Raw genomic sequence first — 24,303 nt, 5'->3', positions numbered from 1 at the left:
CAACAAGCTATTGGACAATCAGCAAAACTTACTAGCAATTTATTTTTTTACCATCTTCAACTCAACAGTACCATTAGCCGTTTGGTGCAGTCCAATTTTTCTAAAACCGACTTTTTCATAACAACGAATAGCTCGTGTATTTTTGGGATCAGGGTCAACAATAATTCTTTTGATATTCGGTTTTTTAAACAACAAGTCAACAAAGTCTTTAACTATTTGGGTTCCATAACCTTTACCTAAACAATCTATTTCCCCAATAAATTGATCAATTCCCCAAGTTTCGACATCAAATTCTTTGTGTGTATGGTAACACTGAATGTAGCCAATAGGACTATTGCCCAAATGAACAATAAAAGCGCTTTGACTATCAGAGGTTATTTTTTTCAAATATTTATCACGAATTGATTGATTATCAAATGTACTTTCTGTTGGCCACCATTGTGCTACATGTGGCTGCTTAAACCATTGTGCAAGGAGTGGGAGGTGACTTTTTTTAAGTGGTTTGAATGTGATTTGATTTTTATTCATATTTTTTTACCAAGTTTTATCAGATATAAAGGCTTGAAGGTTTAAAAATCTTGATCTAATTTTAATCCGCTAGATAAAATAAAATTTGCATCTTAAAAGGAGTTTAGCATTAAAATAAAGTGTGAAAAATGTGGCAAGCAGATGGATGTTTGGGAATTTGTAGCGCATATAGAATTTTATTTTCTTAGTGCACTTGAAACTGTGTTAATACAATTTCTTGTAGAAGCTGCAAAATTTTATTTGTTGACACCTCACAAAGGATTTATCGATGGTCATATGGCTACGATTGCAAACCGTTCAAAGATAAAATGTCCTAAATGTGAGAGTGTTGATCGTTGGAATACCATATCAGAAATAACTCCTAATCAAGTAGATGTTGCCCACGCAAATTCTGGCCAGATAAATGCTCAGGAAGTGGGTTTTGATAAAGCTAATCCTAATCAAGAAAATTCTGAAAAAGTAAATTCTGAAGAGAAAATTAAACAAACTCAATCTTAAAAATAACGAGGTGGGTGATGAAATCGATGGTAGGGATAATTTTTTTGACTTTTTTTCTAAGCTCTTTAGAAGCCAGTACAAAGCTTATAAATCGCCGATATCGCCCATCTTTACTTAAAAGATCTTTGACTTCGCAGCAGCAACAATTAACAAGAAAATTGAGTGCCCCTAACAACTCAGTTATTCAGCTGGTCATGCTTATAAATTCCTTTGGTGATGCATGTTATGACTATTACAAAGCATACGTAAAAGATAGAACAGAGCCTGTGATTCAGTGCAAAAACTGTAAAAAAAAAGCAATGACATACTCAGAGTTTACTCGCAGATTAATAGCAGAAGCATGGGATAAAGCAGCAGGGGATTCAAGTGGTGTACAGAGAAATATGACAGAAGCGATAAAAATAATGTCTGAAAAAACTGATTCATGCGCAGAGATGATAAATTTCATGATCAGAAGTTCAAAAGATCTCGAGTTGGACTGTTATCAGTGCAGAAGTATCACTTGGGAAAATGTTTAAATTCAAAGTTATTTCAGAATCAAATCAGTAAATAAAGCCCGCATTAACACGGGCTTTATTTACTCAAACCAATAGTTTTTGTTTTATAATCAACTCTTACTCACTTGCAGGAAGCGGCTTTATTCCCGTAGCCTGCGTTCCAGGTTTTGGCGCACTTTGAGCTGCAGCTTTTGAAGGTGCTGCTTGAGCTGTTTTTCTTTTTCGTACTGCTGGCCGCCATGCTTTTCGTTGCACGCGCTGTGCCGGTAACTTCCCTCTAAACGCTGTTTGCTGTGGTGTCTTTTTTTGTGGAGCAGCATCTTTTTGAGGAGATCCAGGTTGCTTTGTTGGCGTACTCTTTTGGTCGGTAGTAGTTTTTGAAGTTCCAGCGGGAGTTGTTTTCGCATCAGGTTTTTTCACCGGTGCAGTCTTAGGTGCTGATGTTTGTACGCCTGCATAGTCCTGTGCCTGTCGTGCAGAAACTGATTGAGGAGACCATGCGCCGTATTGTTGCGCAATTTTTGCATCTTGTTGAGCTTGGTAATATTGTTGAATTGATTGCTGAGGTACAGGACCTGTTGCTCGTGCCGATGCTTGTGCGGCAACTGATTGTTGGTGTGCTTGTTGCATGCGCTGTTGTTGAGCTTTTAATTTTTGTTGACGTTCAGCCATGATTTCTCGGTAATCTCTTCCAAGCTTAACATCTTTTTGCGGGGCAACAGGCTGTTGAGCAGCTGGTTGTTGGGTTTGTACTGCTGGTGTCTGGAGGGTTGTTGGTGCTGCTTGCAAAGCAACTGGAGTTGGAGCTTGCGTGGTGGGAGGTGTTGTTGGGGGTGTAACAGCAGGTGCTGCTGAAGTGCTAGTAGCTTGTGTAATTGGAGTAGAATCTACTGCTGCAGGAGTTGGTGCGCTTGGAGCAGTGCTTGGCGTTGTTGTAGTAGTTGGAGTGGCTATCGGTGTAGCTGATGTGTTGGCAGAGGAATCTGGGGCCATTGCGGTATAAACGTTTATAAAAGATGCTGTAAATAGAACGAGCCAACTGCCTGTGTGAAAAATCGATTTCATACAATCTCCTTGTTCTGTTATTTCAAAATATTAGGTAATTTTTTATTGAATCGTTTAGATCTCTCCGGCATGTTGATAATTTTGAGCGTACCATGGTGCGGGTGTATCGGGTCAATAAATTTACAATCCTTTCTTTGTTTATTTGGCACTTTTTTTGTTTTATACTACATTCTGTCGATACGTATAAAATCGAGCACATATGAATTGCTTACCAAAAGGGGAATGGATGGATTTAAATATTTTTAATTCAGCGGCATGGCACTTGATGATGCAAACCGACTGGATGTGTAAATTGATCTTGTTGGGCTTATTTGTTCTTTCTGTTTACTGTATTGCCATAACAGCGCTTAAATATATGATGCTGAGTAAGCAAAAAGCGCTTATGCAAGAATTTTTACTCCAATTCAAAAAAGTACGCACGTTGCAAGAGCTGTTAGATTTATATAAAAATTCACCTGAAAGTCTTGGTGGTAAATTAGTTGGTCGTTTGCTTACCGAAGTCCAACGTCTGCAGCAATCAGGTGACAATTTTGGATCAGGCATTACACAGGTTGCAGCATATAAACGTGATTATCTTGAGGTACTGGTTAGCCAACATATCGGTACATTGATGATTGAAGAAGAGCGCTATCTTCCGATGCTTGGTTCTTCAGCTGCGGTTTCGCCGCTGGTTGGTTTGTTTGGAACTATCTGGGGACTTATTCATGCGTTCCTTGATATCAGTAAAGAAAAAAGTGCAGACATTGCAACGGTTGCACCCGGTATTGCAGAAGCGCTTATTACCACACTTGCGGGCCTTGTTGTTGCAATCCCTGCAATGATTGCATTTCATTATTTTTCACATGAACTACGACGCATTGAATCTCAACTGATTGATATCGGTGAGATGTTACTGATCCTTACTGTTCAAGAAAGGTAAGCGTTATGAAATTACGTCATATGAGAAAAAAAGAATTTCGTATGCCTGAAGTTACGCTGACGCCATTAATTGATACCGCGCTGACGTTGCTGGTTATTTTTATGGTGACAGCACCCATGGTGCAAAATGGGATTAAGCTTGATTTGCCGCATGGAAAAAGTAAAGAAACCGGAGCCGTGCAAGAGCTTGTTGTATCGGTGAGCAACGATGGTGCGGTGTATTTCAACAGCTATCAAGTGAAACAGCAAGAGCTTGTGAATTCGGTGCAACAAGCATTACAGGGAAAAGAAGATGAACCGGTTTTTGTTCGTGCTGATAAAGCGGTTGAGTACGGTAAGGTAATGGAAGTTGTTGATGAACTTAAGCAGGCTGGCGTTAAATACGTTGCTATGTCGATGCAACCACCGAAATAAGTATATCTATGCACATGAATGATTCTACAGTAAAAAAATATCTTATTGGCTCGCTTGCCGCGCATGTTTTGATTATTGTAATCGGAGCTCTTTTATCCCATTCAACAACTATTCGGCATACCTTTGTTGTCTTTGGTGCGCATTCAAAAATGCCCCACAAGACACTTTTGAAGCAGTTTGGAAATAGAACAGCAGCTGTCCCTGCTGGTAAAGCTGGAGCCAATCTGCAAGCTGCTCGTTTGCCTATGTGCAAGCAGGCTGCAAAAAAAATTATACCTCAACCTAAAAAAGCTCCAATAAAAAAAAGCATTGAAAATATACCAGCAAAAAAAATAGCACCGGCAAAGCCTGCTCCTGGTGTTGCATTTGATAACAGTAAGCGCAGTGATACAGAAAAAAAGAAGATAGTTCCAGCTGTTCAAAAAAAGCAGGTTGTTCCTCAAAAGCCAGATGCCAAATTAGATAAGAAAATTGTTGCTCAAAAAAAAGTTCAGCAAAAAGTACCTGAAAAAAAACTTGATAAACAGGAAGCAAGAAAACAAGAATCCGTAAAAAAAGAGCTTGTACCTCCTCAATCAGAGCCAAGTAAGCCTTCTCAGCAAGAAGAGTTTGTTACTCCTTTGCAGGCTACGCAAGCACTCGACGAGCTTCCAGAGAAAACCTTTCAGACTGAAGACGGCGAGCAATTTTTTGTTGGAAAGACCGATCAAGATAATGTTGTTGTCGCATTTACCGACCGTGAAATGTTGCTTTATCAGCGTCTTGTACAGCAGGAAATTGAGCGTACATGGCAACCTCCACTGGGTGTTCCTAAGGGGACTGAATGTACCGTGCGCTTTGAAGTTGCCGATAATGGAAGCATCAAAGGTGTAACGCTGGTGCGTCGTTCTGATATTCTTATTTTTGATTTGAGTACTTTACGCTCTGCGCGTACATGTACATTCGCGCAATGCTTGTGGGGAAAGATTTTTCAGGTTGATTTCAGGCAATAGTTGCGTATCCTTAACCCTGCTTCTTAAACTTGTAAGAAATTTGCAGCTGATTATCAAAGGTGCTTTTATGGTTATAAAAAAAATTATACAAAATTTATTCTGTAGAGGGTTGCTTATTTTAGTAATGCCTTTGCTTTTGAGTGCGGGCACGACACCGCTTGCACAGCATAGTCAAACATTTGCTTTTTCAGCGCCAAAAGAATGTAAGCCTCTTGATTGCTTGATGGTTTTTGTTGGCAACGATGATATTCTTGAAAAGCTTTCAAAGGTTATGCACTTTGATCTTGAATTTTCAGACCAATTAAAAATTGATTTAAAGCGTGCACGGTCAGAGCCTTCAGCAAAGCAGCTGGCAAAATTGTATGAGCGAGGAACAACGCTTTATTTTCATCTAAAAAAAATTAATACTTCAGGTGTTTTGAATAAAGGTACCGTGCAAATTGAAGTGACGGCAAAAGATCCATCTTCAAGTGATGTGCTGTTTCAAAAAACATTTGCGGTCTCAGATGATCATCTTGTTTTTAATGCGCATGTTATTGCCGATGAATTAATGCCGGTTTTGACAGGAAGCAAGGGGCCGCTGCTCAGCACCTTTGCCTATTGCAAGCAGATTGCTCCCGGTCGCAAGGTGGTGTGCATTGCAGACTATGCGGGAAGAAAAGAGCGTGTTGTTGTGCCCGATCATCGTATTAATGTTGCTCCTCGGTGGCACACTCAGGCTCCTGTTTTGTTCTTTTCTCAGTTTACACGGAGCAATTGTGCGCTCAAGTCGCTTGATATTCGCTCTTCGCAGCAACGCGTCATTTGCTCATACGATGGGTTGAATATGCAGCCATCATTTTCGGGTGATGGTGGGCAAGCGGTATTGTGTCTTTCAAGTAAGGGAAATTCTGAATTGTATCTTTATGACCAAGCAACCTGTAAAAAATTAAAGCGACGAGTTTTTAAGCAGTTAACCAATAATGGAGCGAATAACGTTTCACCTTGTTTGACGACAAATGGTGATGTTATTTTCTGTTCAGATTACCAGACGGGATCGCCTCAAATTTATTTGCTTGATGGCAAAACTGCAAAAATGCGTCGTCTTACCAATGGTCAGGGCTATTGTACTTCACCGAGTTGGTGTGCAAAAACGAATGCGGTTATTTACACTCGACGAGTGAATGATACATTGCAGCTTTTTACACTTGATTTGAATACGCCTTCAGCGGCAGAGCGGCAACTCACTTATAATGAAGGCGATAAGGTTGAGCCTGTTTGGTCTGAATGTGGAAAGTACGCAGCGTTTTCATATTTATGCAGAGATCACGAAGAAAGTTCTATTGTTCCACAGATTGCAGTTTTGAATGCAATGAGCGGCAAAGTACGCATTATTACAGCGGGAAATGAGCCAAAAAGCTATCCTGCATGGGTGAATGCTCCGTTTTATCACTTATAAGGCCTATTGGCTGTGTTAAAATGTTATTTTAAGAGAGTAATATTTTCTAGGCTTATTTTCCTTTATTTATTATAATAAGTTGAGTCTGAGAGACTCAATTTTGAAGTTTTGAAACAGTTATTAAAATATGTTTATCGTGTACAGAGGGTGAAAATAAACATGGCAAAAAATACATTTGGAAAAGGGCCTAATGCAGTTTGGCTATTACTTGCCTTGCTCCTTTTAGGTGTTGGATACCTTTTCTGGTACAACAGTATTAATCGTGATGTTGAAGTAATTAATTATAGTAAAGTACTTAAGGCAATTGAGAGCAAGCAGGTTGAATCGCTTGTTATTCAAGATCAGCATGTTCAGGGTAAGTTCAAAGATGGACGTATGTTTGATTCCTATGTTGTACCAACTCAGTTGTTTTGGGACACTGTTCAGGCGGCTCAAATTGACGTTGAGGTTTATCCTCAGGAAAAACATTCTTGGGTAACATTTTTGTTGGTTATGCTTGTGCTTCTTGCACTTCTTCCGCTTATTCTCTATTTGCGCCAAAGCCAAGGTGGTGGTGGCGGTGGAAGCAGCAAAATTTTTAGTGTGGGTAAGAGCAAGGCTCGTTTCTTTTCCCCCAACACCATTACTGTTACCTTTAAAGATGTTGCAGGTGTGACTGAAGCCAAAGAAGATTTAAAAGATATTATTGATTTCCTGAAGAACCCTGAAAAGTATGCCCGACTTGGAGCAAAAATTCCTCGAGGCGTGTTGCTTTCTGGTGCGCCAGGAAATGGTAAGACGTTGCTTGCAAAAGCTGTTGCAGGCGAAGCAAGCTGCCCATTTTTCAGCATTAGCGGTTCTGACTTTGTAGAAGTTTTTGTTGGTGTGGGTGCTTCTCGTGTTCGAGATCTTTTTGCGCAGGCTCGACGCCATGCCCCATGTATTGTATTTATCGATGAAATCGACGCAGTTGGTCGCCAACGAGGTATTGGTCTTGGTGGTGGCAATGATGAGCGAGAACAGACCCTTAATCAGCTGCTTTCAGAGATGGATGGTTTTTCAACTGAACATGGTTCAGTCATAGTTTTGGCTGCTACCAACCGTCCTGATGTTCTTGATAAGGCACTGCTTCGACCTGGTCGCTTTGACCGAACGGTTGAGGTTCCATACCCAGATTTAAGTTGCCGTGAAGAAATTTTACAGGTTCATGCACGCAAGGTTAAGCTTGATCCAGAGGTTGATTTACATCGAATTGCTCGAGGAACTCCTGGCTTTAGTGGTGCGGATCTTGAGAATCTTATTAATGAGGCTGCATTACTTGCATCAAAAGGTAACGATGAAACCATTAAATTGTCTCATTTTGAAGTTTCGCGTGATAAATTAATGCTTGGAGCTCAACGTAAATCTATTGTTTTCTCTGAAAAAGAGAAGCTTATGACGGCTTACCACGAAGCAGGACACACGCTCCTGAACCTCCTGTTGCCACAAACTGATCCGTTTCATAAAGTGACGATTATTCCTCGTGGTCGAGCATTGGGCGTTTCATGGTCATTACCTGAGCGAGATAAATATTCTCAGACAAAGGGTGAAATGCTTTCACGAATGACGGTCTGTTTTGGTGGACTTTTAGCTGAAAAACTTATTTTCAATGACCAAACAAGTGGTGTTTCTAATGATCTAGAGCAGGCAAGTAAGATTGCTCGAGCAATGGTTTGTCGTTTTGGTATGTCCAGCCTTGGGCCTATTGAGTATGATTTAGTTCAGGAAAACCCTTATTTGGGGCAAAGTCAGAGTTCGCGTCAGTTTTCCGAGCGTACAGCACAGAAAATTGATGAAGAAGTTGAAAAGATCATCAATGAGTGTTACAAGCACGGTGATGAGCTTTTACAGCAAAATCGTGATAAACTCGATTTATTAGCTAAGACCTTGGTTGAAAAAGAGACCTTGCAGGCTAAAGAAGTTTATGAGCTCTTGGGCTTGCCTCCGCGTGAAACGCATAGCCTCCAAGACGAGTAACAGTTACGATTTAAAGGTGAATCTTCATAAAAGTTTGGGTTTTTAGCTAACTTTGTGTTGGGATCTTTTAAAATAATAGGTTTTTGGTAAACTAGTATTGATTTTTGGCTTTCCATGCGAAAGGGTTTTAATACAATGGCTAATATTTGTTCGATCTGTGATAAGCGACCCCGTTCAGCTAATAATGTGAGTAACGCAAATAACAGAACTATTCGTTGGGTATATCCAAACGTTCATGTTATGCGCTATACCATGAAGGGACAACGTAATGTTCATCGTGGTGCAGTGTGCACAAAATGCGTAAAAGCTGGCAAAGTTGAAAAAGTTGTTTAATAGTTTTATCTGATTTCGATTTTAAGGACGGTTTACATGGCGAATATTAAATCCGCTAAAAAAAGAGCTCTTACGAACGAAGTTCGTCGTGAACGTAATGTTGCACGTCGCTCTGAATTCAAAACAGCTACTAAAAAAGTTATGACTGCTCTTGAAGGCAACGATCTTGCAGTTATGCAAGAATTGCTCAGAGATGCTGAATCAAAGCTTGCACGTGCTCGAGGAAAAGGCGTTCTGAAAAAGAATACCGCTTCTCGTAAAATTAGCAGATTAGCAAAAAAAGTTGCTGCTGCAACACGTAGCGGAGCAACAACTGCTGCTTAAGCATACTTTTTTTCAGTGATAAAAGGGAAGAGAAGGTGTTGAATGATGAAGGTAGGTAAGGTAGTCCTTGTAGTCGATTCTGTTGAAGAGGCTGTAAAGTTTTACACAGAAAAGCTTGCGTTTGATCTTGTCGGTCTTGAGTCATCAAAAGACGGAGGTCGACAGACCTTAGTTGCCGCTCATCTTCGCAAAGGAAAGAATTTTATTTCTTTCCGTATTCCCAACATTGAAGAGCTTGCTGAGTTTAGCTTTATCAAGCGTTGTGCGAGCCGATGTGTCGGTATTGTTATTGACATGAAGCGCGGGCTTGATAAGTATTACCAGCGGTGTCAGAAAAAAGGTCTTAAGATCTTGCAAGAGCTGACGCAAACCCCTTCTGGGGATAAAGAATTTTCATTAAAAGACCCTTTTGGTGTAAAGCTTGCTTTTGTTGAGCCTACACCAAAAAAGGTTGTTCAAGGAAAACTTGATTTCTTTGGTATTCCGCTCAAAAAGAGTGATATACCATCTAAGCTCTCTGATCAAGCTAAACTAATTGATCAAATGGTTACTCAAATTAGACCATTTGGTATTAGCCGTCGGAGTGGCAAAAAATTTGCAAAAATTAGGCTTAAAGAAATTATTAAAGGCTCGTAAGAGTTGATTAAATTTTTTAAGACAAAATTAAAGGCGTTCATAATAACATGAACGCCTTTTCTCATTCATAGATAAAAATGTAAGCAAAATTATTTGCTTGTAAACTCAAGCTTCTTCGTTTTTGCTTCAGCCTGGTTATCTTTTTCAAATTCAATTTTCAAGACATTATTTTCAAAGGTCATTGTATATTTATCCGGCTTGATTGTGCGTGGTAAATCGATCACTGCATTAAGCTTACCGTCTTTATAGCTTATGGATTGCTGTCTTCCATGAACATAGGTGCTTGATGCTACCTGTTGCGAGGAATGTTTTATAACGGTTTTTCCGTTAGATTCAGACCTGGTTTTTTGTGGGACATCTGTATGTGCTACAATTTTGAGCCGGTTTGTCTTATAGCGATCTTTTTCATTTTCTTCAATTGAAACTCTTACCTGTTCTTCATTAAATCCCGGCATTGAAATGCTGATGCCGTACGATTGTCCATCGTCACTTTCGAATTCATTGATTTTATAGCTTGCAGCAGCTGCCCTTGTTCCAAAGTCTTTACGAAGATTGGAAAAAAAATTACCAAATGCTTTTTGGCTTCTTTCCATATCATTAAACATCGAATCCCATACTGATGCGGTGCGATTTTTTCGTGATTTAAGCAATTTTCCTGTTTGTCGCTTAATTTCACTGGCTGTTTCGTGTAGTTGCTCAAGGTTATCGCGTAGATCGGGGGTAAGATCTTCGACTGGCTTTTTATCATCAAAAAGTGTATCCAGTTCTTTGACGACGTCTTTTTGTATGTCAGTAAGTGTTTTGAGTGTAGAAGGCCGTGCCGCTGTGGTGTTATTTAAAATATCACTCGACTGTGCCCAGATGGAGAAGTGAATAGGAAAAGCAAGTAAGAGAGCAAAGGATTTGTACGTCACTTTCATAAGGTCTCCTTGTGAATATGAGATAATTTAATTTTAAAAAACCTACTTATATTTATTTTTAAAAGATTGGTTTTAAAAGTCAAGGGCTGTGAAATACTCCTTTTAATTAGATAAAAGTCTTGAAAAAGTCGAATGAAATAGCCGTTTTTTAACAGGATAAAACGTGTATGGCCACAAATAAACTACGGATAGCACTTCAAACGCATAAGCTTTTAGTTGACAGGCATACCTAAACAGCGTCGTGCGTTGGAGATTTCCTCGATTACTTTTTCAAGCCTTTCTCGCTCTTCTTGAATAGTACATTCATCATCTTCTGAGTCATCTGAATCTTCTGAGTCATCTGACTGCTCCAAGCGCCATAGTGCGACATCCAACGCCGTACGGCCTTGCCAGTTTTTTATATCAAGAAATTCGACAGCTTTGCCTGCTATCTTGGCTTCATCTATAAGCATAGTGCATATTTGGGCTTCACCACCCAGCGCAGCGTTATGCAGAGCGGTTGCGTTTCCGTTATTGACTATACTAATAAAATCATAGATGTCGTGATGAGTTTGTCGAGCAAAAGCAATCAATCGTGTAACAATTGCATTGTGTCCATAGAGCGCTGCAAGATGAAGAGAGGTGGAATTGTTGAATTCTCTTTTCGGACAAATAAGTTTCCAAGCTCTGTTTCTGGCAGCATCAATAATGATATCAACAATTTCTAAGTATCCATTCCTTATAGCATTATCGATGGGTAAATGATCAGAACCGTCTTGAGTAATCAAATACTCAAATAATGTATCACCTGCAGCCATCATGATGGCTTTGACCAGATGAGTGCTTCCACTGTCGCATGCAAGATGAAGAAGCGTTTGACGGTTTCTGTCTCGGCAGAACATCATAGAGTAACGGTTTCCCCAACTAGATAAATACTTATTAGTTTGCAGGTAAGTCTTTAGGCCTTCGGCAATAGCTTCTGGTGTATAAGGTTGATCTTGAAGCTCTTTAAGTGCTTGAAAAGTTTTTTCTGCATCTTTTGCATCTTTTATTTCAGCAAGCTTACAAGCAACTTCATGAGCCGCTTGTAGGTCTGCATTGGACATTCCCTTGAGTTGGCATATGCTGATCAATGAAGTAATCATCATTGCCATAAAGAATTTTTTTACAAAAAACATGTGCAATACTCCGTAATATTAGAATTATTATTACTACGTCCTTGTTTTCATAATGGCTCAGAAATCTATTCTTAAGATCTGTAAGGAGCTTTTTAAAAATTAAGCGCTGCGAAATGCTCTTTTAATTGGCTAAAGGTTTTAAAAAGGTCCGATGAAATAATGGTTGTTTCCGTTAAGGTTTCTAAAAAGCTGGTATCTCCTTGCCAGCGCGGGAGAACATGCATGTGAAGGTGGTCAGGAATACTCCCTTGTGCCGCTGCACCCATATTGATGCCCACGTTAAAGCCGCGTGCTTTCATAACGCTTTCAAGAGCAGCAACTGAAGCGTTTGCTACTTCCATGATCTCTGCACGTTCAAGGGGGGTAAGGTCTTTTAAAAAGCCAACATGCTTATAGGTTAAGATGAGTAAGTGTCCTGCGTTGTATGGATAGTAGTTCATGACCACCGCACAGTGGGTAAAGCGCTTAACAATAAAGTATTTATCGTCATCATTTTGTGATAATTGATGGCAAAAAACACATGCGTTTTTTATTTCTTTGCTTCCAGTACTGCGTGCTTTACCTGTTACGTAGTCATGTCGCCACGGTGCATACATTCGTTCCATGAAAAATTTCCTGTTTAAAGCGGTAATAAAATATTAAATGTTGTGCCAGATTCCTTCGGAGTCAGTTCAATACTCCCCTGAAGCTGGTGCGTGATGATGTCATGAATGATGGCAAGTCCAAGCCCCATATTCTTTTTCTGCGTTGAAACGTGAGGAAGAAAAAGCTGCTCGCGAACCGATGCGGGCATTCCCGGTCCATTATCAGAAAAAGTAATGGCCAACTCTCCGAGTTCATGATCAGGAGCTGTTGTGATCATGATACGCTTTTGTGCTATCGGCTGCAATGCTCTGACGCTATTATCAAGAAGGTTCACAAAAACACGCTTTAATTTTTTTGCGTCGCTTTTAATAATTGGTACCGGCTCATGCAAAGTAAGGACAAATTCGATATCCGGATAACTGACGTGGTACAAGCAGATGAGTTCGTTAATGATTGCATTAATATTGACCGCTTCGATATGCGGATCAGGCATTGAAGCAAATTCAGAAAAGTGGCTTGCAAGATCTTTGATAATTTTAACTTGATTTAAAATGGTATTGGTGCAGCCGATAAAAGCTGGGTCATATGCAAGGATGTCTCGATATTTACGCTGCAAGCGCTGTGTGGCGAGCTGAATGGGGGTCAGTGGATTTTTAATTTCATGCGCCATTTGGCGTGCGGCAGTTTGCCAGGTTTTCATCTGACTTTCTTTAACGATATTTGTTAAGTCTTCAACAACAACTAAGAGGCCACTTTCATGTTTAGTATCTAAAGCATCATGAAGTGTTAGGCGCGTAAGCTGTACCAAAAAGATACGACTTTCTCCATTGATTGTTGGGTAAATTTCGCGAGCTATTTGTTGGGAATTGTTGTGCAAAAGTTCTTTTGCCAGGGCAAATAATGAAGCATGTAAGTCTCTGGGAATGACGGAAACTTTTTTGTATTTGAAGCGTGTGATCCCCAGCGTGCGGCTCATTAAATTTTTTGAAGCGGAGTTAAACGTTAAGATACGGCCAAAGCGATTAATCAGAAAAACTGATGAAGTGATGTTTTCTAAAATCATCATGAGTTCGTTATTTTTATGCTCCAGTTGTTGCCGGGCAAGCCTAAGTGCGCTGGTCATATTGTTAAATTCAACAATAAGATTATGCAGATCATTATCCGGTTGGTCGCTGACCTGTATTCCCCACATTCCCTTACGAATTTTTGCTGTTGCCTCTAAGAGCTCTTGGAGCGGTTTACTAATGCTCCGTGCTAAATAAAAAGCACACCAAATTGATAAGAAAAGAATGAGCAAAGTAATGAGTATGAATGAAAAAAGATAACTTAAATAAATAGGGTTGCGCATAGACTTGAGATGTTCATAATCAATCCGAGAGGTCTGAATTTCAATAAGCGGGGTTCGTTGGCTTTCCGGATAGCGATGTACAAGAACAATAACTTGGGTGCCAATTTTTTTTGCCCAATAGAGTGATCCATAAAAATCAAAGAGCTCTGCGTGGTCTTGAAGTGCTTCCAGTCGCTTGTAAAAGCGAATTTTTAAACTGCGCATGGTTCTGTCGTTGAGTTTACGATAGGTGCGCCATACTCTTACTTCATCTTCCAGGGCACCGTAGAGCTTTGCGCTGGTTGTATCCCAAAGATAAGTTGTTGTAAGTGGGAAATTGGAAGTTGCAAGTGTTTTACCATTGGTAACATGTGCCGCGAGCTCTTCTCCCTGTGCTGCCAAAATTTTGCGTACAGCACTCGTGTGTGATTCATGAAGCTTTAGGCTGTTATCAAGGCCGGTATGGATTCTTGCTGAGAACCAATAATCGATGCTTTTGGTTATAAACTTGCCAGCGGTAAAAAAGACAAATAGCGATGGAATCACCGAAAACAAGATAAACGCGAACAGGAGGTTACGCTTAAAAATGCTCCCCGGTGCTTCTTGGTTGCGTTCTACAAAGAGCTTAATGCTTTGACGTATGATCAAAAAAAGCAGCACAATGATTGCTGCAACGTGAATATTAATGAGCAGGAAGAGTGAGGCTCTATTGATGCCTGCCCCAATCAGATGGTGTGAGCGTTGCAAATAGAGCTCCAGCCAGCTGATCGTAAAAAGTGATAGCAGGCTGATGATCAGGATAATGATTCGTCTTTTTATGAGGGTAGTCATAGGCTCAGTAGTCTGTTTAGGCTAATAATTCGATCCTGTCGCAGTATACTTTTTTGCTCGAGCAAGTCAATTGTTTCCATAATTGAAAATATTTTAAAAATAAAAAACGCTTTATTATCAAATAAATCTAATAAAAGTTTCTATTGAGATAAGTTTTGTTTGTGCTATACTCTGCATCTCGGGGGGCGTATTGCCGTGGTTTGAATGAGGTTTTTCAAACAGGTGGATATGCATGGATAACCGTTATGGGGAGTTTCCTTTTATGAACTATCAAACACGCACAAATTATCAAAAAAAATCCGCTTATGTCGTTGCATTCGTCGTAACATTATTGTGTAATAACATCTTCGCGCAGAACAACAATCAAGCTGTATTTGCAATGCCACAATTTTCTCCCTTTCTAACTGGGGAAAATAATGGTTCTGTTGTAACAATTATTAAAGATTTTATGCATAGTTTTAGTGACCTTGATTATGCAACATCAAAAGAACTTATTATTGCATTGCCAGGAACTGGACACGAGCTGTCATATAACTGGGGCTTTGTTGGATCAGGTGATTTATTTTCACCGCTTCCAATTATTAAGGGTCAAATTAGACCAATTCAGTCTTTCCTTAATCCAGCCGATTCAGCAACAGCGTTTATCGATCTTGGTAAGGTAGTTGCTCAAAATGAGCTCATTAAAAAAAGCAAGCAATTGCCGCTTATTAAATGGTTGAGCGAGTCTGAGCTTTCTCCGGTCAAGCTTTTAGTGGTGAAGACTATTTTGCTGGTAAAAAGTAATGGAATACTTGGGATTAATTCACTCAAAAGCGAGCTGTTTAGATTGTTGTTTCGATTGAGTCTTGTTGATGACGTTGTGCTCTTTGATTTGTCAAAGCCATTAACATCTTTTATTCCAGAGTCTATCAAACTTGCGCTGGATGAAATGTCTCCAGAGATTGTAACTACTATTAATGAAGTATGGGCGCATGTTGCCGACTCTAAAAATTTATTACAGAGTATGAGTAATGATACTTCAGAAAAATCAAACACACTTGCTTGTGTTACCGCGTATATTTTTAATGATGAACAACTTGCTCAAAGTTGCTTTGATAACAATCAGCAAGCGGTTGAAAAATTAATTCAACAGAGTGATTGCTCACTCTTGGCGTATGATGACTTTGTTCGTTTTTCAAAAATTGGAGCACCAAACCCGTTGCTTAATCCGGCTCGTAAGCTTGTTGGTCATAAAACCTGCGGCGTTGTTAATCTGGAGTTAGGTTCAGGGTTGCCAGCAGCTGTATCTGCTCAACTCAAACAGCAAGCTTCATCATCTGTTGTTATGATTCATGGTGTTGATGGGCAATCATGGATTGTCTGCAAGGGCGGAAAGCTTGATGTCCTGGAAACTGCAAAAGTTTTTACGGCGACGCTGATTGCAACATTTAAAGATTATGTAAAAGCTCGAAAAGCGGTCATGACGAGCACTTCTGTGCAAGCGGTTGAGTATCGCAAAGCGCTTCAGGCAAAAGAGCTTGAACGTTCAAAAATGATGACATTCCTTCAAACTCAGCATGGTAAAGCATGTGTAAAACGACTTGAGCAAGCACTTCAGGCCCTTGATATTCAGCGTAATCCTGCTGAGCAAAATGGGTATGATGTCGTTAAAGCTGAGCAAGAAAACATTATGGCATCACTGACTGCTGAGTATGAAAAGAAAATGGCAGACCTTGCTCGCTTGCAGGCATCTGCGGTGCGTACCAAGGGTGATGCCGGACGGATCGCTCAAATGGCTGTTGCTCAGGCTCAGAAGGCATGTGAGCTTGCCCATCAAGCACTACTTAATTATCAGCTTGAATGTCAAGATCAGCAATCTGCTCCTGTATTACAACCTGATTTTTCTCATAATCTTGATCAAAAAAGAGCTGAGTATTATTCCCATATCAGCGCGTTGCGTGATATGTTGCGTAAAAATCAAACATTGAGTCTGCAAGAACAGCAAGAAATACAGGCTTGTATTATTGAGCTTGAATCTAAAATAAAAGACTTGAGCCCTGCTCAACCGGTTAAGGCTTCGATAACGCTTGAGGAAATTATATCCAGACGAGAAAGTGCTTGTGCTCTTTATGCACAAGAAGCTACCGTGTTGCGTCAAGAATTAGCGCAGCATCAAGCCGGCATTATGAAAATTGTTGATCCAACAATCCGTATGGCTGCAAAGCTTGAGTTCTCATCAATGCAAAAAGGGTACGAGGCTTATATCGCTTCACTTGAGCAACAAGCTGCTCGTATCAAACAAGAAAATGGAAAACTTTGTCAGCTTGATGCATATAAAAATATTCTTGCGAATAACAGTGATGCACTTGGTATTCAAGAACTTGAAGATATGCAAGAACTTGAATATGAAGTTGGGTACCTGATGCAAACAGGTGGTACTAATTGGTTACGTCATCTGCTTCATGCATCTTCTGATATCACTGATGCAATGGATGATCTTGGTCATAGTTCACTGAGTGAATTCAAGCAGGTTAAAGAAAACTTTTTCACCATGCTTGGATGGATTGTTACTCATTCTGATCACATAAGCGAAAATCAGCTTTTATATCGACATTTTATTGGCCTGATTATGCCAGAATTTCTTCTTTCATTTGATCGTTGCTTCCAGGCTTTTATTAAGTAATTTTGTGTTTGGTGACAGCACATGGTTTTATACCCATGCGCTGTCACCAACAAAATTTTTAAAAAGGATTCGCCATGAGAATACTCAATGTAATAATTATGCTTGTGACGATCTTCGTGCAGATGCATGCAGCAGCTCCTGAATCACTTACTCAGATCTGGGAACAAATTGGGCTTCTTCAGCAACAACAAACGTTGGAAATTAACCCTTCAAAAGCTCAAGCGCTTGCAGAACAAATTAACCAGCTTCTTGATCAAGCTAATGCACTCAATGCAATTAATCACGATGTTGTGGCACAAGAGCCTTATGCAAAACCTGTATTAGCCGACATTAACGGCCAAGAGCCCGAGATACCACTTTCGGGTAACAAACTCGCTGACCAGCTTGAAGAGCGTATTCAAAAGCTCGATACCGATATTCAGCTTATTCTTACCTCGTACTGCAATAAATCATTATTAACGTTTCAAGATAAAATCAGGCATGATCAACTTGCTCTTTTTCTAACCTCTCGACTTGATGATCTTGCAGCATATTGTGATCTTTTAAACGCTGTTCAGGGTGATGATGCAGCAATCATTACTGCTCAAATCAATAAAACGTGCGAATTTCTAGAAGCATGTATGTATTGGATTAAATGCACTCATGCAAAAATGGTAGCTGTCTTTGTTTGTTGTGCTGATCGTGGTGGTGAATCAGTGATGTGGTCGGATCTTCACACAATGACCCTAGAACTGATTAATCATTTTGAAGAGATTCTTGAAACAATGTGGCCTGATGTTATTGAAGGTCAGTTGGGTATTGAGCTTTTTAATGAGTATCTTGTAGATTGTGCATACCAAATCCTTCCTGCATCATACAAATCATCTTTTTTAAAACGATTAGCCTATGGATTAACTCCATGTGTGCAGCTTTATCTTCATCAAGTTCTTGAATTTTCATGGTATGAAAAATTTCCTGTTTTATGCGAAAATTTTACGCGCGATATGACCGCTGCATTTATTGAGTTGCAGAACTATCAACCTGTCCAGCCTGCAAAGCAGTTACGTGCCCTGAGTAAGACCGTTGCTCTTTTTGAGGGGACTAAGTTTGGATGCTTACAACAATTTAAAGACAATAAACAGGAAGCTCAGCTGGTGCGAGACATGCTCAACAGCAGTATTTTTGCTTTACTGACAATCAAACATGAGCTTGCAAGCAGTGCGGCAATTCAGCTCGATTACACTGCAGCTCCTGATAAGGCAGAGGCCTATCTTGGTTATGCACAGGTTATTAAAGATCCACTCTTTCAAGCCATGGCTCAAAAAAATTCATTTAAAAACTGCATGGCACAGTACATGCATGCGCTTGATTTTTATTTCTCCAGTACAGAATGTAGCGTTGATGTGATGTATCAACTCTATGGGGCAATGTACGCATTAACACAGCTCAGGCTTGCCTGTAGCCAAGGTGCAATTAAAAAGTTCTTGTATGGTCTGCAAAAATATGAGCTTATAATTGATCAAATGTTGGGTATTGTACAAAAAGCCTACCTTCATGCACGTACGCTTTTACTCCCTCAACAACAAACCTTTATGCAAAAATTGATGGGTGGAGAGTGGTTGCATGCTGATAAGCTTAAAAAAGCTCTTCACGATAGCGCAGGTAAGGTGATGATTCAGCTTGGAGGTAAATGGTTTGGACAGCATTTTGATGATCCAGAATCGGCAGCATTTTATACAGCAAGTGTTCTGGCGCCTATTGCTATGCTTGCTATTCTCAAGTACCTGGTACCAAACTTACCTGAGCGCATTCAGCAAAAAGTAATTGAATTTATTGGGGTAATGCCGCAGGTCCAATCGGATGAAAAGAAGCTTGCGCAGCTTATTCAAGCAAACCCTGAGGTAGTGAGTGAATTCTTTAAAAAAGAACCAGCGTTTGGCAAGATGCTCATGACTCAGTTGCAAGGCAAAGTGAATTAAATACTTAACATTACGCACCCATTTTGAGCATTAAAATTTAAGCAGCAAACCGGCCGCAAATATCTAATAATATTTGCGGCCGGTTTATTTTAATAGGAAAGATGTTCAGTAAGTGAGGGATTATATCATTTCCGCGTATAAGTTCTCTAAATTCTTGTCCTTAAATCATTCACATCTTTATATTCTTATTACTCAAAATTATATTAATATGCATACAACTATTTTTAAAACTGAGGAATTATATGTGCAATAATTTTCTAGTATTGATGCTTGCGTCTATTTTTATTTCGTTTTCTATCCCATTGTTCCCCGATGTTTCTGAGCAACTTAATGTGCTTAAAGAAAAGCTTACACAACTTAAAGTAAAGCTCAATTTACTTCAAAATTCATTGCAAGAATTGAAAAAAAAACTATCACAAGAAAAATCTAAATATCCTCCAGGAATAAAAATATCAAGCAATTTACTTGATGAACTTAAAATAGGAGCAGTGCTTAAAAAAGCGCCTCCTCTTAAAAAATATGAATCAGAAGAAACCTCTAAAACAGGCTCGCTTTTAGAGAGCATTCGAAAAGGAATAAAACTCAAAAGAACTGAGATTATCAAAGTTGAGAAAACTAAGGAAAAGATTCAGCCTCATATTCAAGAACTCACCAAAAAATCTCAAGAGAAAGAAGCTGAAATGGTAATCCTTGCAGATCAGCTTGAAAATCTAGCAGGTCATCCAGAAAAATTTCAAGACTTTATCCAATTGGTACGTTCAAAATTAACACAAAAACCGTTTACACATAGTATGGTCTTAATTTTAAGTGGACTGAAACTTATCGATTTAGAAAAAATTGGGCGGAACGCTCTAAGTCATCCAATAGATAATCAGATTCGAAAAATATTAGACCTGGTACATGCAGCCTACGAAGAGAAAATCAGGCAGGATATTAGCGCAAATAAACTTGATGAAGCCAATGAATGTCTTGAAGTAATGAACTCGTTTGAGGCAGAGTATCTCCACCAGCTTAATTTACTATCTCCCTTACACAAGTTAAACAAGCGAATTTCTAATGCTTCAATAACACCTGATGAGATCATAGAAGCTATTAGTAAAAATATTTTATTGCTTAATGATGATCTGCAGAAGAAAGTTTTAATGATTTTTGATGAAAATTATGAGTTGCAGCTTTATACAAAAACACTTTCAACAATATTGGCAGATAAAAATCCTGATCTTGATTTTCTTAGAACTCAGATTAAGGAATCCCAAGAAAAAGATAATGAATGGGAAGATGATGATCAGGAAAATGATGAGGCTAATCAAATTCCAACTTGGTATTTAGATCTTGAAATTCCTAAAGATCTCTATCAAGCAATACAAATGGATTTTGTAAGAGAAAAACTTAAGCAAGATTTTCAAACACTCTTAAAAGTTTTGATAGGGTTTGATCAAGCAATTGGTGTAATCCTTTTTAATGGGATTAATGATGAAGATAATCAACCATTCAACTTTGACTCGTCGGCTTTTATAATTAAATCAAAAAGAGAATCTCTGGCTCAAGAAATAGATGCAGCTCGCGCTCGAGCTGCTACTTTATCCTCTTCTTTTGGATATAATCTTTCAAAGCCAGTGGTACCTGTGGCTGGAGATCTATCATTATTGGCATCAGAGATTTTAGTAACCAATCCCCAAAATAAAAAATTTATTACAGTACTTAATAATCTCTCTAAAATGGATGATGTTGCACTTATGCAAGGTCTCTTTCAAGAACAAGAAAATTTTATTAAAGAGAAGACATTCGATACGATTCGAGCACTTATTGCGACGCTTGATATAGGAACGTGTGAAGAAATTTTAAACAAAATGAAAATGCTTAACCCTAATATTCAAAAAGAACTCGATCTGCAAAATCCATCATCAAAATTCTATAATGTACTTCACAAGACGATTCAAGAGAAGAAAAAAGCGCCCATTACAATTAATAGTGGCCTTGCAGCTCAGAAGGTGCTTATCAAACTATTTGAGGAACGGAAGTCTGATTACTCTAAACCTCTTACTTCAGATGAGATTGATGCGATATCAGCTCAGTATCAGGGAATTCGTCTATGTCCCCCTGACATTAAAATTGGGCTTAAATTATTAGTGGAAAAAAATCGAGCAGATTTTGAAGCAACAGAGAATGGAAAGAAGGTTGTCAAAGCTCTTGAACTTGAGTAAAGAAAATATTCAGGGCTGGCAGCTCACAGAGCTACTGGTCCTGAATATTTCTTATTAAGAGTAGAGTAGCTGTATAAATCTATAAAGCTCATGTAACGAGCAATATTTTATTGAAGTTTCAAAAAATAATTTATTGATTGTACTCGTTTTTTATAATGAAAAAGTTCGCCTTTTAGTGGTATACTACCCTCTCTATTTATCGTAATAATTAACCCTCTTGAGTACCAAGGTCGTATGATTTATCACATAGCACAGGCGCTTCAGGCTCATTATTCATTCTTCAATCTTTTTCATTACGTGACGGTGCGCGCTATTGCAGCACTCCTTACTTCACTCTTTTTATCATTTCTATTGGGTAACTGGTTTATTAAAACATCGCAAAAATTTTTTCGTTCAAAAGTTCGAGAATGGACGCCAGAAAGTCATCAACAAAAAAATGATACTCCTACTATGGGGGGACTTTTTATTGTTTCAATTGCCTTGATCACAGCACTTTTGTGGAATGACTTGACCAAAAGTTCGGTCTGGATTTTTATGTTCTGTTTTCTGAGTTTTGGCCTGATTGGTTTTTTGGATGACTGGTTTAAAATTAAAAACCGCAAAGGAATCTCTGCACGCCTTAAATTTTGGCTTCAAGCGGGATGTTCGTTTGGGGCAGCGCTGATTTGGTACTTTGTTATGCAGCCTGAAGGTTCGATCTGTGTTCCTTTTTTCAAAAACTTTAATCCCTACTTTGGATTGTTCTTGATCCCGTGGGGTGCCTGGATTATTACCGCAACAAGTAATGCGGTCAATTTAACCGATGGACTTGATGGCCTTGCAACGGGTCCACTTATTTCAAATTTTAGCGCCTTTGCGCTGATCACCTATGTTGCATCGCACAAAGGGTTTGCTGCCTACCTTTACATTCCGTTTGCAGGAAGTCCTGAGCTTGCGGTGATTGGTGGAGCGCTTGTAGGAGTATTGCTCGGATTTTTGTGGTACAACACGCATCCTGCACAAATTTTTATGGGCGATGTTGGTTCACTGGCGCTTGGAGCAGGCTTGGCGATGATGGCACTCATGGCACGACAAGAATTGTTACTGGTGATCAGTGGTGGAATTTTTGTTCTTGAAACAGTCTCGGTAATTATTCAAGTTTTTTCATTCAAAGTCTTTGGGCGCCGCATGTTTCGCATGGCGCCCATTCATCATCATTTTGAATTGATTGGTTGGGAAGAGCCCAAAATTACCGTTCGCTTTTGGATTATCTCAATTATTCTTGCGTTGTTTTCTCTACTGACTCTGAAAATTCGCTAGGCGATTGATAGAAGTCCAATTCGGTAAAAAATCCTAGAATGAAACGTTTGCTTTCGGGTATAAGTTGGTCATCAGCTTCAATGCTTTCTGCCAATTTGAATGCACATTCATCATCAACATGTAACGATGGGTGAACTCTTTGACAGTATGTTTGGAGTACTTTATAGAGCTCAATAATTAATCGATCGCGGTTCATTGGTTTACAGGTCTTAGGCGATTTCTTGTGTGCAACTACCTGTTTACCAAATTTTTCTATAATTTCTTTGTATGAAAAAAGAGCTTGTTTATAAGCGAATCTTTCATGTTGCTCAGTCATACCAATACATTGTTGACTCAAAGTTATTGCAAGTACAATCAATAAGTATTTTTTCATGGGACAGTCTCTCTCCGAGATATACGATTGGTTAAAAGAAATTGGTCTACGAATTGAACATTTTATCATCAATATTTCTTTTAACACCAGCTTGAGAAATAGTCTGAACCGTAAAATTATCATGCGATATTAATCGTTTGATGAAGAAAAACTTTCTATAATTCCAAAAAAGCAGCCGCAACATGATAAACTCAGTTCGTGGAAGGCTTGGCTGCAAGCAAAACTTGCGCCCATTTCTGCACAGCAGGTACATGCTTTCTTTTCATGTAAGTTATTATTTTTTATAGTTTTTACCTTTTTAGGTTTAAGGCTTTTTTGAGTACATTTTGAGCAGGTACTTTCTTCTGTTTTTTTACACAACTTTATGTAACATGAGTCGTGTAAATTATACAAATCAAAAAACAAAGATGTATTCTGAGAATTGTATCTTTCGGTTTCTTTTTTGAAGCAGACTAAACAGTTTTTATCAGCAAAATTAACAGAATTATGAGCGTTAACAAGGTAGTACGAGACATCAAAACTTGCAATTTCCTTTTTACATTTTTCGCATTGGTGAGGGCTGTCTTGCAAAATTTGTTGAATGAGTGATGAGATCGTTGCTCTTTGTGGTGTAATATCTTGCATTTCGATCTCTGTTTCAGAGTTTTCATGATGCTGCATGCACAGCGTTGAGGATTGTAACAATAACATTGTGCATACCATTGAATAAATAAAGCGATTGAGAAGCATATCTGTCCCTCTCATTTTTGTATCAATGCTTGGGGTTCTTAAAATATTTTTTGATCATTCCTATGTGCTCATATTAAAGGCTCAGAAGTCAATTATTCGATTAATGTAGTTGCTCTCTTGAGCAAGGGTTAAGCCATATGATCAATTAAAAACATCCAAACAAACATGAAAATCGATTTTCAGATGGAGGTTTTTGTTGGTTAAGAAAAACGCACGCATCACACAAAATAGTATTTATTCTTTGGTGTGTTTTTTTATAGCATGACTCATGAAGCGTGTATGAATTAAAATATCGTTTTCGACAACCAGATGCTTGAAGACACAAGAGACAACTTTCATAGGAATAATTGTTTGTTTCTAATGCAGGAGTTTCTTGAAAAACATATGATGTAACATCAAGTTGAAGCGCAATAACTTCATTGCATTGTGTGCAACGACACCACTCTTTCTTGTGAGCTTTTTGAAGCTGTTGAACATATTGACCTCTCGAGTGATGTATCTCATACGCAGGACGTGATGTCTGAAAAGATCCATATGTCTGATTATTCATACAATATGCTGATGATATCAACCATAAAGCTGCACTTATCATAATAAAATATTTCTTGTAAACCATTATC

23 protein-coding genes are annotated in these 24,303 nt (G+C 38.9%); 14 read left to right on the top strand and 9 right to left on the bottom strand.

From position 1 onward, the window contains the following. Positions 1-39: 39 nt before the first annotated feature. Positions 40-528: an acetyltransferase gene (locus JST56_06120; GenBank protein ID MBS1988533.1), complete on the bottom strand. Its 489-nt coding sequence runs from the start codon at positions 526-528 to the stop codon at positions 40-42. Positions 529-669: 141 nt separating this feature from the next. Between JST56_06120 and JST56_06115 the strand changes: the two genes are divergently transcribed. Further along, complete coding sequence (locus tag JST56_06115) at positions 670-1,026, top strand: hypothetical protein (GenBank protein MBS1988532.1); 357 nt, start codon at positions 670-672, stop codon at positions 1,024-1,026. A 17-nt stretch (positions 1,027-1,043) separates the two neighbouring features. Then, positions 1,044-1,544, top strand: a complete 501-nt coding sequence (locus tag JST56_06110) for a hypothetical protein (GenBank protein ID MBS1988531.1) — start codon at positions 1,044-1,046, stop codon at positions 1,542-1,544. Between the two features lie 96 nt (positions 1,545-1,640). On the opposite strand, the gene JST56_06105 is transcribed toward JST56_06110, so the two are convergent. Next, positions 1,641-2,588, bottom strand: coding sequence for a hypothetical protein (locus JST56_06105; GenBank protein ID MBS1988530.1), 948 nt, complete (start codon positions 2,586-2,588; stop codon positions 1,641-1,643). A 226-nt stretch (positions 2,589-2,814) separates the two neighbouring features. On the opposite strand from JST56_06105, the gene JST56_06100 reads away from it, so the two are divergent. The 8 genes from JST56_06100 to JST56_06065 all read left to right on the top strand — a co-directional run bounded on the left by JST56_06100 (position 2,815) and on the right by JST56_06065 (position 9,638). After that, on the top strand, positions 2,815-3,507 hold the full coding sequence (locus tag JST56_06100; GenBank protein ID MBS1988529.1) for a MotA/TolQ/ExbB proton channel family protein: 693 nt from the start codon (positions 2,815-2,817) through the stop codon (positions 3,505-3,507). Positions 3,508-3,512: 5 nt separating this feature from the next. Then, positions 3,513-3,920 (top strand): biopolymer transporter ExbD, encoded by a 408-nt coding sequence (locus tag JST56_06095; GenBank protein MBS1988528.1) that lies wholly within the window; start codon positions 3,513-3,515, stop codon positions 3,918-3,920. A 14-nt stretch (positions 3,921-3,934) separates the two neighbouring features. Next, on the top strand, positions 3,935-4,912 hold the full coding sequence (locus tag JST56_06090; GenBank protein MBS1988527.1) for a TonB C-terminal domain-containing protein: 978 nt from the start codon (positions 3,935-3,937) through the stop codon (positions 4,910-4,912). 67 nt (positions 4,913-4,979) lie between these two features. Continuing rightward, positions 4,980-6,350, top strand: a complete 1,371-nt coding sequence (locus JST56_06085) for a hypothetical protein (protein MBS1988526.1) — start codon at positions 4,980-4,982, stop codon at positions 6,348-6,350. A gap of 159 nt (positions 6,351-6,509) precedes the next feature. Continuing rightward, a complete protein-coding gene (ftsH, locus tag JST56_06080; GenBank protein MBS1988525.1) occupies positions 6,510-8,345 on the top strand; it encodes an ATP-dependent zinc metalloprotease FtsH in 1,836 nt (611 codons plus the stop codon). 135 nt (positions 8,346-8,480) lie between these two features. Further along, a complete protein-coding gene (locus tag JST56_06075; protein MBS1988524.1) occupies positions 8,481-8,678 on the top strand; it encodes a 50S ribosomal protein L28 in 198 nt (65 codons plus the stop codon). Positions 8,679-8,714: 36 nt separating this feature from the next. Continuing rightward, the gene (gene rpsT, locus JST56_06070) at positions 8,715-9,002 is read left to right on the top strand and encodes a 30S ribosomal protein S20 (protein ID MBS1988523.1); all 288 of its coding nucleotides are present in this window, start codon (positions 8,715-8,717) and stop codon (positions 9,000-9,002) included. 45 nt (positions 9,003-9,047) lie between these two features. Continuing rightward, positions 9,048-9,638, top strand: a complete 591-nt coding sequence (locus JST56_06065; protein ID MBS1988522.1) for a VOC family protein — start codon at positions 9,048-9,050, stop codon at positions 9,636-9,638. Between the two features lie 89 nt (positions 9,639-9,727). Here the strand turns inward: JST56_06065 and JST56_06060 are convergent, their stop codons facing one another. The 4 genes from JST56_06060 to JST56_06045 form a co-directional block, all read right to left on the bottom strand. Beyond that, positions 9,728-10,558, bottom strand: a complete 831-nt coding sequence (locus JST56_06060; protein MBS1988521.1) for an Hsp20/alpha crystallin family protein — start codon at positions 10,556-10,558, stop codon at positions 9,728-9,730. A gap of 212 nt (positions 10,559-10,770) precedes the next feature. Beyond that, positions 10,771-11,715, bottom strand: a complete 945-nt coding sequence (locus tag JST56_06055) for an ankyrin repeat domain-containing protein (GenBank protein ID MBS1988520.1) — start codon at positions 11,713-11,715, stop codon at positions 10,771-10,773. A gap of 92 nt (positions 11,716-11,807) precedes the next feature. Continuing rightward, the gene (locus tag JST56_06050; GenBank protein ID MBS1988519.1) at positions 11,808-12,320 is read right to left on the bottom strand and encodes an HIT domain-containing protein; all 513 of its coding nucleotides are present in this window, start codon (positions 12,318-12,320) and stop codon (positions 11,808-11,810) included. A 14-nt stretch (positions 12,321-12,334) separates the two neighbouring features. After that, positions 12,335-14,458, bottom strand: a complete 2,124-nt coding sequence (locus JST56_06045) for a GHKL domain-containing protein (protein ID MBS1988518.1) — start codon at positions 14,456-14,458, stop codon at positions 12,335-12,337. 262 nt (positions 14,459-14,720) lie between these two features. Between JST56_06045 and JST56_06040 the strand changes: the two genes are divergently transcribed. The 4 genes from JST56_06040 to JST56_06025 all read left to right on the top strand — a co-directional run bounded on the left by JST56_06040 (position 14,721) and on the right by JST56_06025 (position 22,581). Beyond that, a complete protein-coding gene (locus JST56_06040) occupies positions 14,721-17,120 on the top strand; it encodes a hypothetical protein (protein ID MBS1988517.1) in 2,400 nt (799 codons plus the stop codon). Between the two features lie 74 nt (positions 17,121-17,194). Continuing rightward, a complete protein-coding gene (locus JST56_06035; GenBank protein MBS1988516.1) occupies positions 17,195-19,078 on the top strand; it encodes a hypothetical protein in 1,884 nt (627 codons plus the stop codon). A 242-nt stretch (positions 19,079-19,320) separates the two neighbouring features. Then, positions 19,321-21,282 carry a hypothetical protein gene (locus JST56_06030; GenBank protein ID MBS1988515.1) on the top strand — a complete coding sequence of 654 codons (1,962 nt, stop codon included), beginning with the start codon at positions 19,321-19,323 and terminating at the stop codon, positions 21,280-21,282. Between the two features lie 234 nt (positions 21,283-21,516). Next, positions 21,517-22,581: a phospho-N-acetylmuramoyl-pentapeptide-transferase gene (locus JST56_06025; protein ID MBS1988514.1), complete on the top strand. Its 1,065-nt coding sequence runs from the start codon at positions 21,517-21,519 to the stop codon at positions 22,579-22,581. Here the strand turns inward: JST56_06025 and JST56_06020 are convergent. The 3 genes from JST56_06020 to JST56_06010 form a co-directional block, all read right to left on the bottom strand. Next, on the bottom strand, positions 22,538-22,954 hold the full coding sequence (locus JST56_06020; GenBank protein MBS1988513.1) for a hypothetical protein: 417 nt from the start codon (positions 22,952-22,954) through the stop codon (positions 22,538-22,540). The genes JST56_06025 and JST56_06020 overlap by 44 nt on opposite strands. Positions 22,955-23,083: 129 nt before the next feature. Then, complete coding sequence (locus JST56_06015; GenBank protein ID MBS1988512.1) at positions 23,084-23,683, bottom strand: hypothetical protein; 600 nt, start codon at positions 23,681-23,683, stop codon at positions 23,084-23,086. Positions 23,684-23,828: 145 nt separating this feature from the next. Beyond that, positions 23,829-24,233: a hypothetical protein gene (locus tag JST56_06010; GenBank protein MBS1988511.1), complete on the bottom strand. Its 405-nt coding sequence runs from the start codon at positions 24,231-24,233 to the stop codon at positions 23,829-23,831. Positions 24,234-24,303 lie beyond the last annotated feature (70 nt).

This window comes from Candidatus Dependentiae bacterium, assembly GCA_018266175.1.
Taxonomy (GTDB): domain Bacteria; phylum Babelota; class Babeliae; order Babelales; family RVW-14; genus JAFEAY01.
Note: the sequence above shows the minus strand (reverse complement) of the source record. Positions and strands in the feature narration are given on the sequence as shown.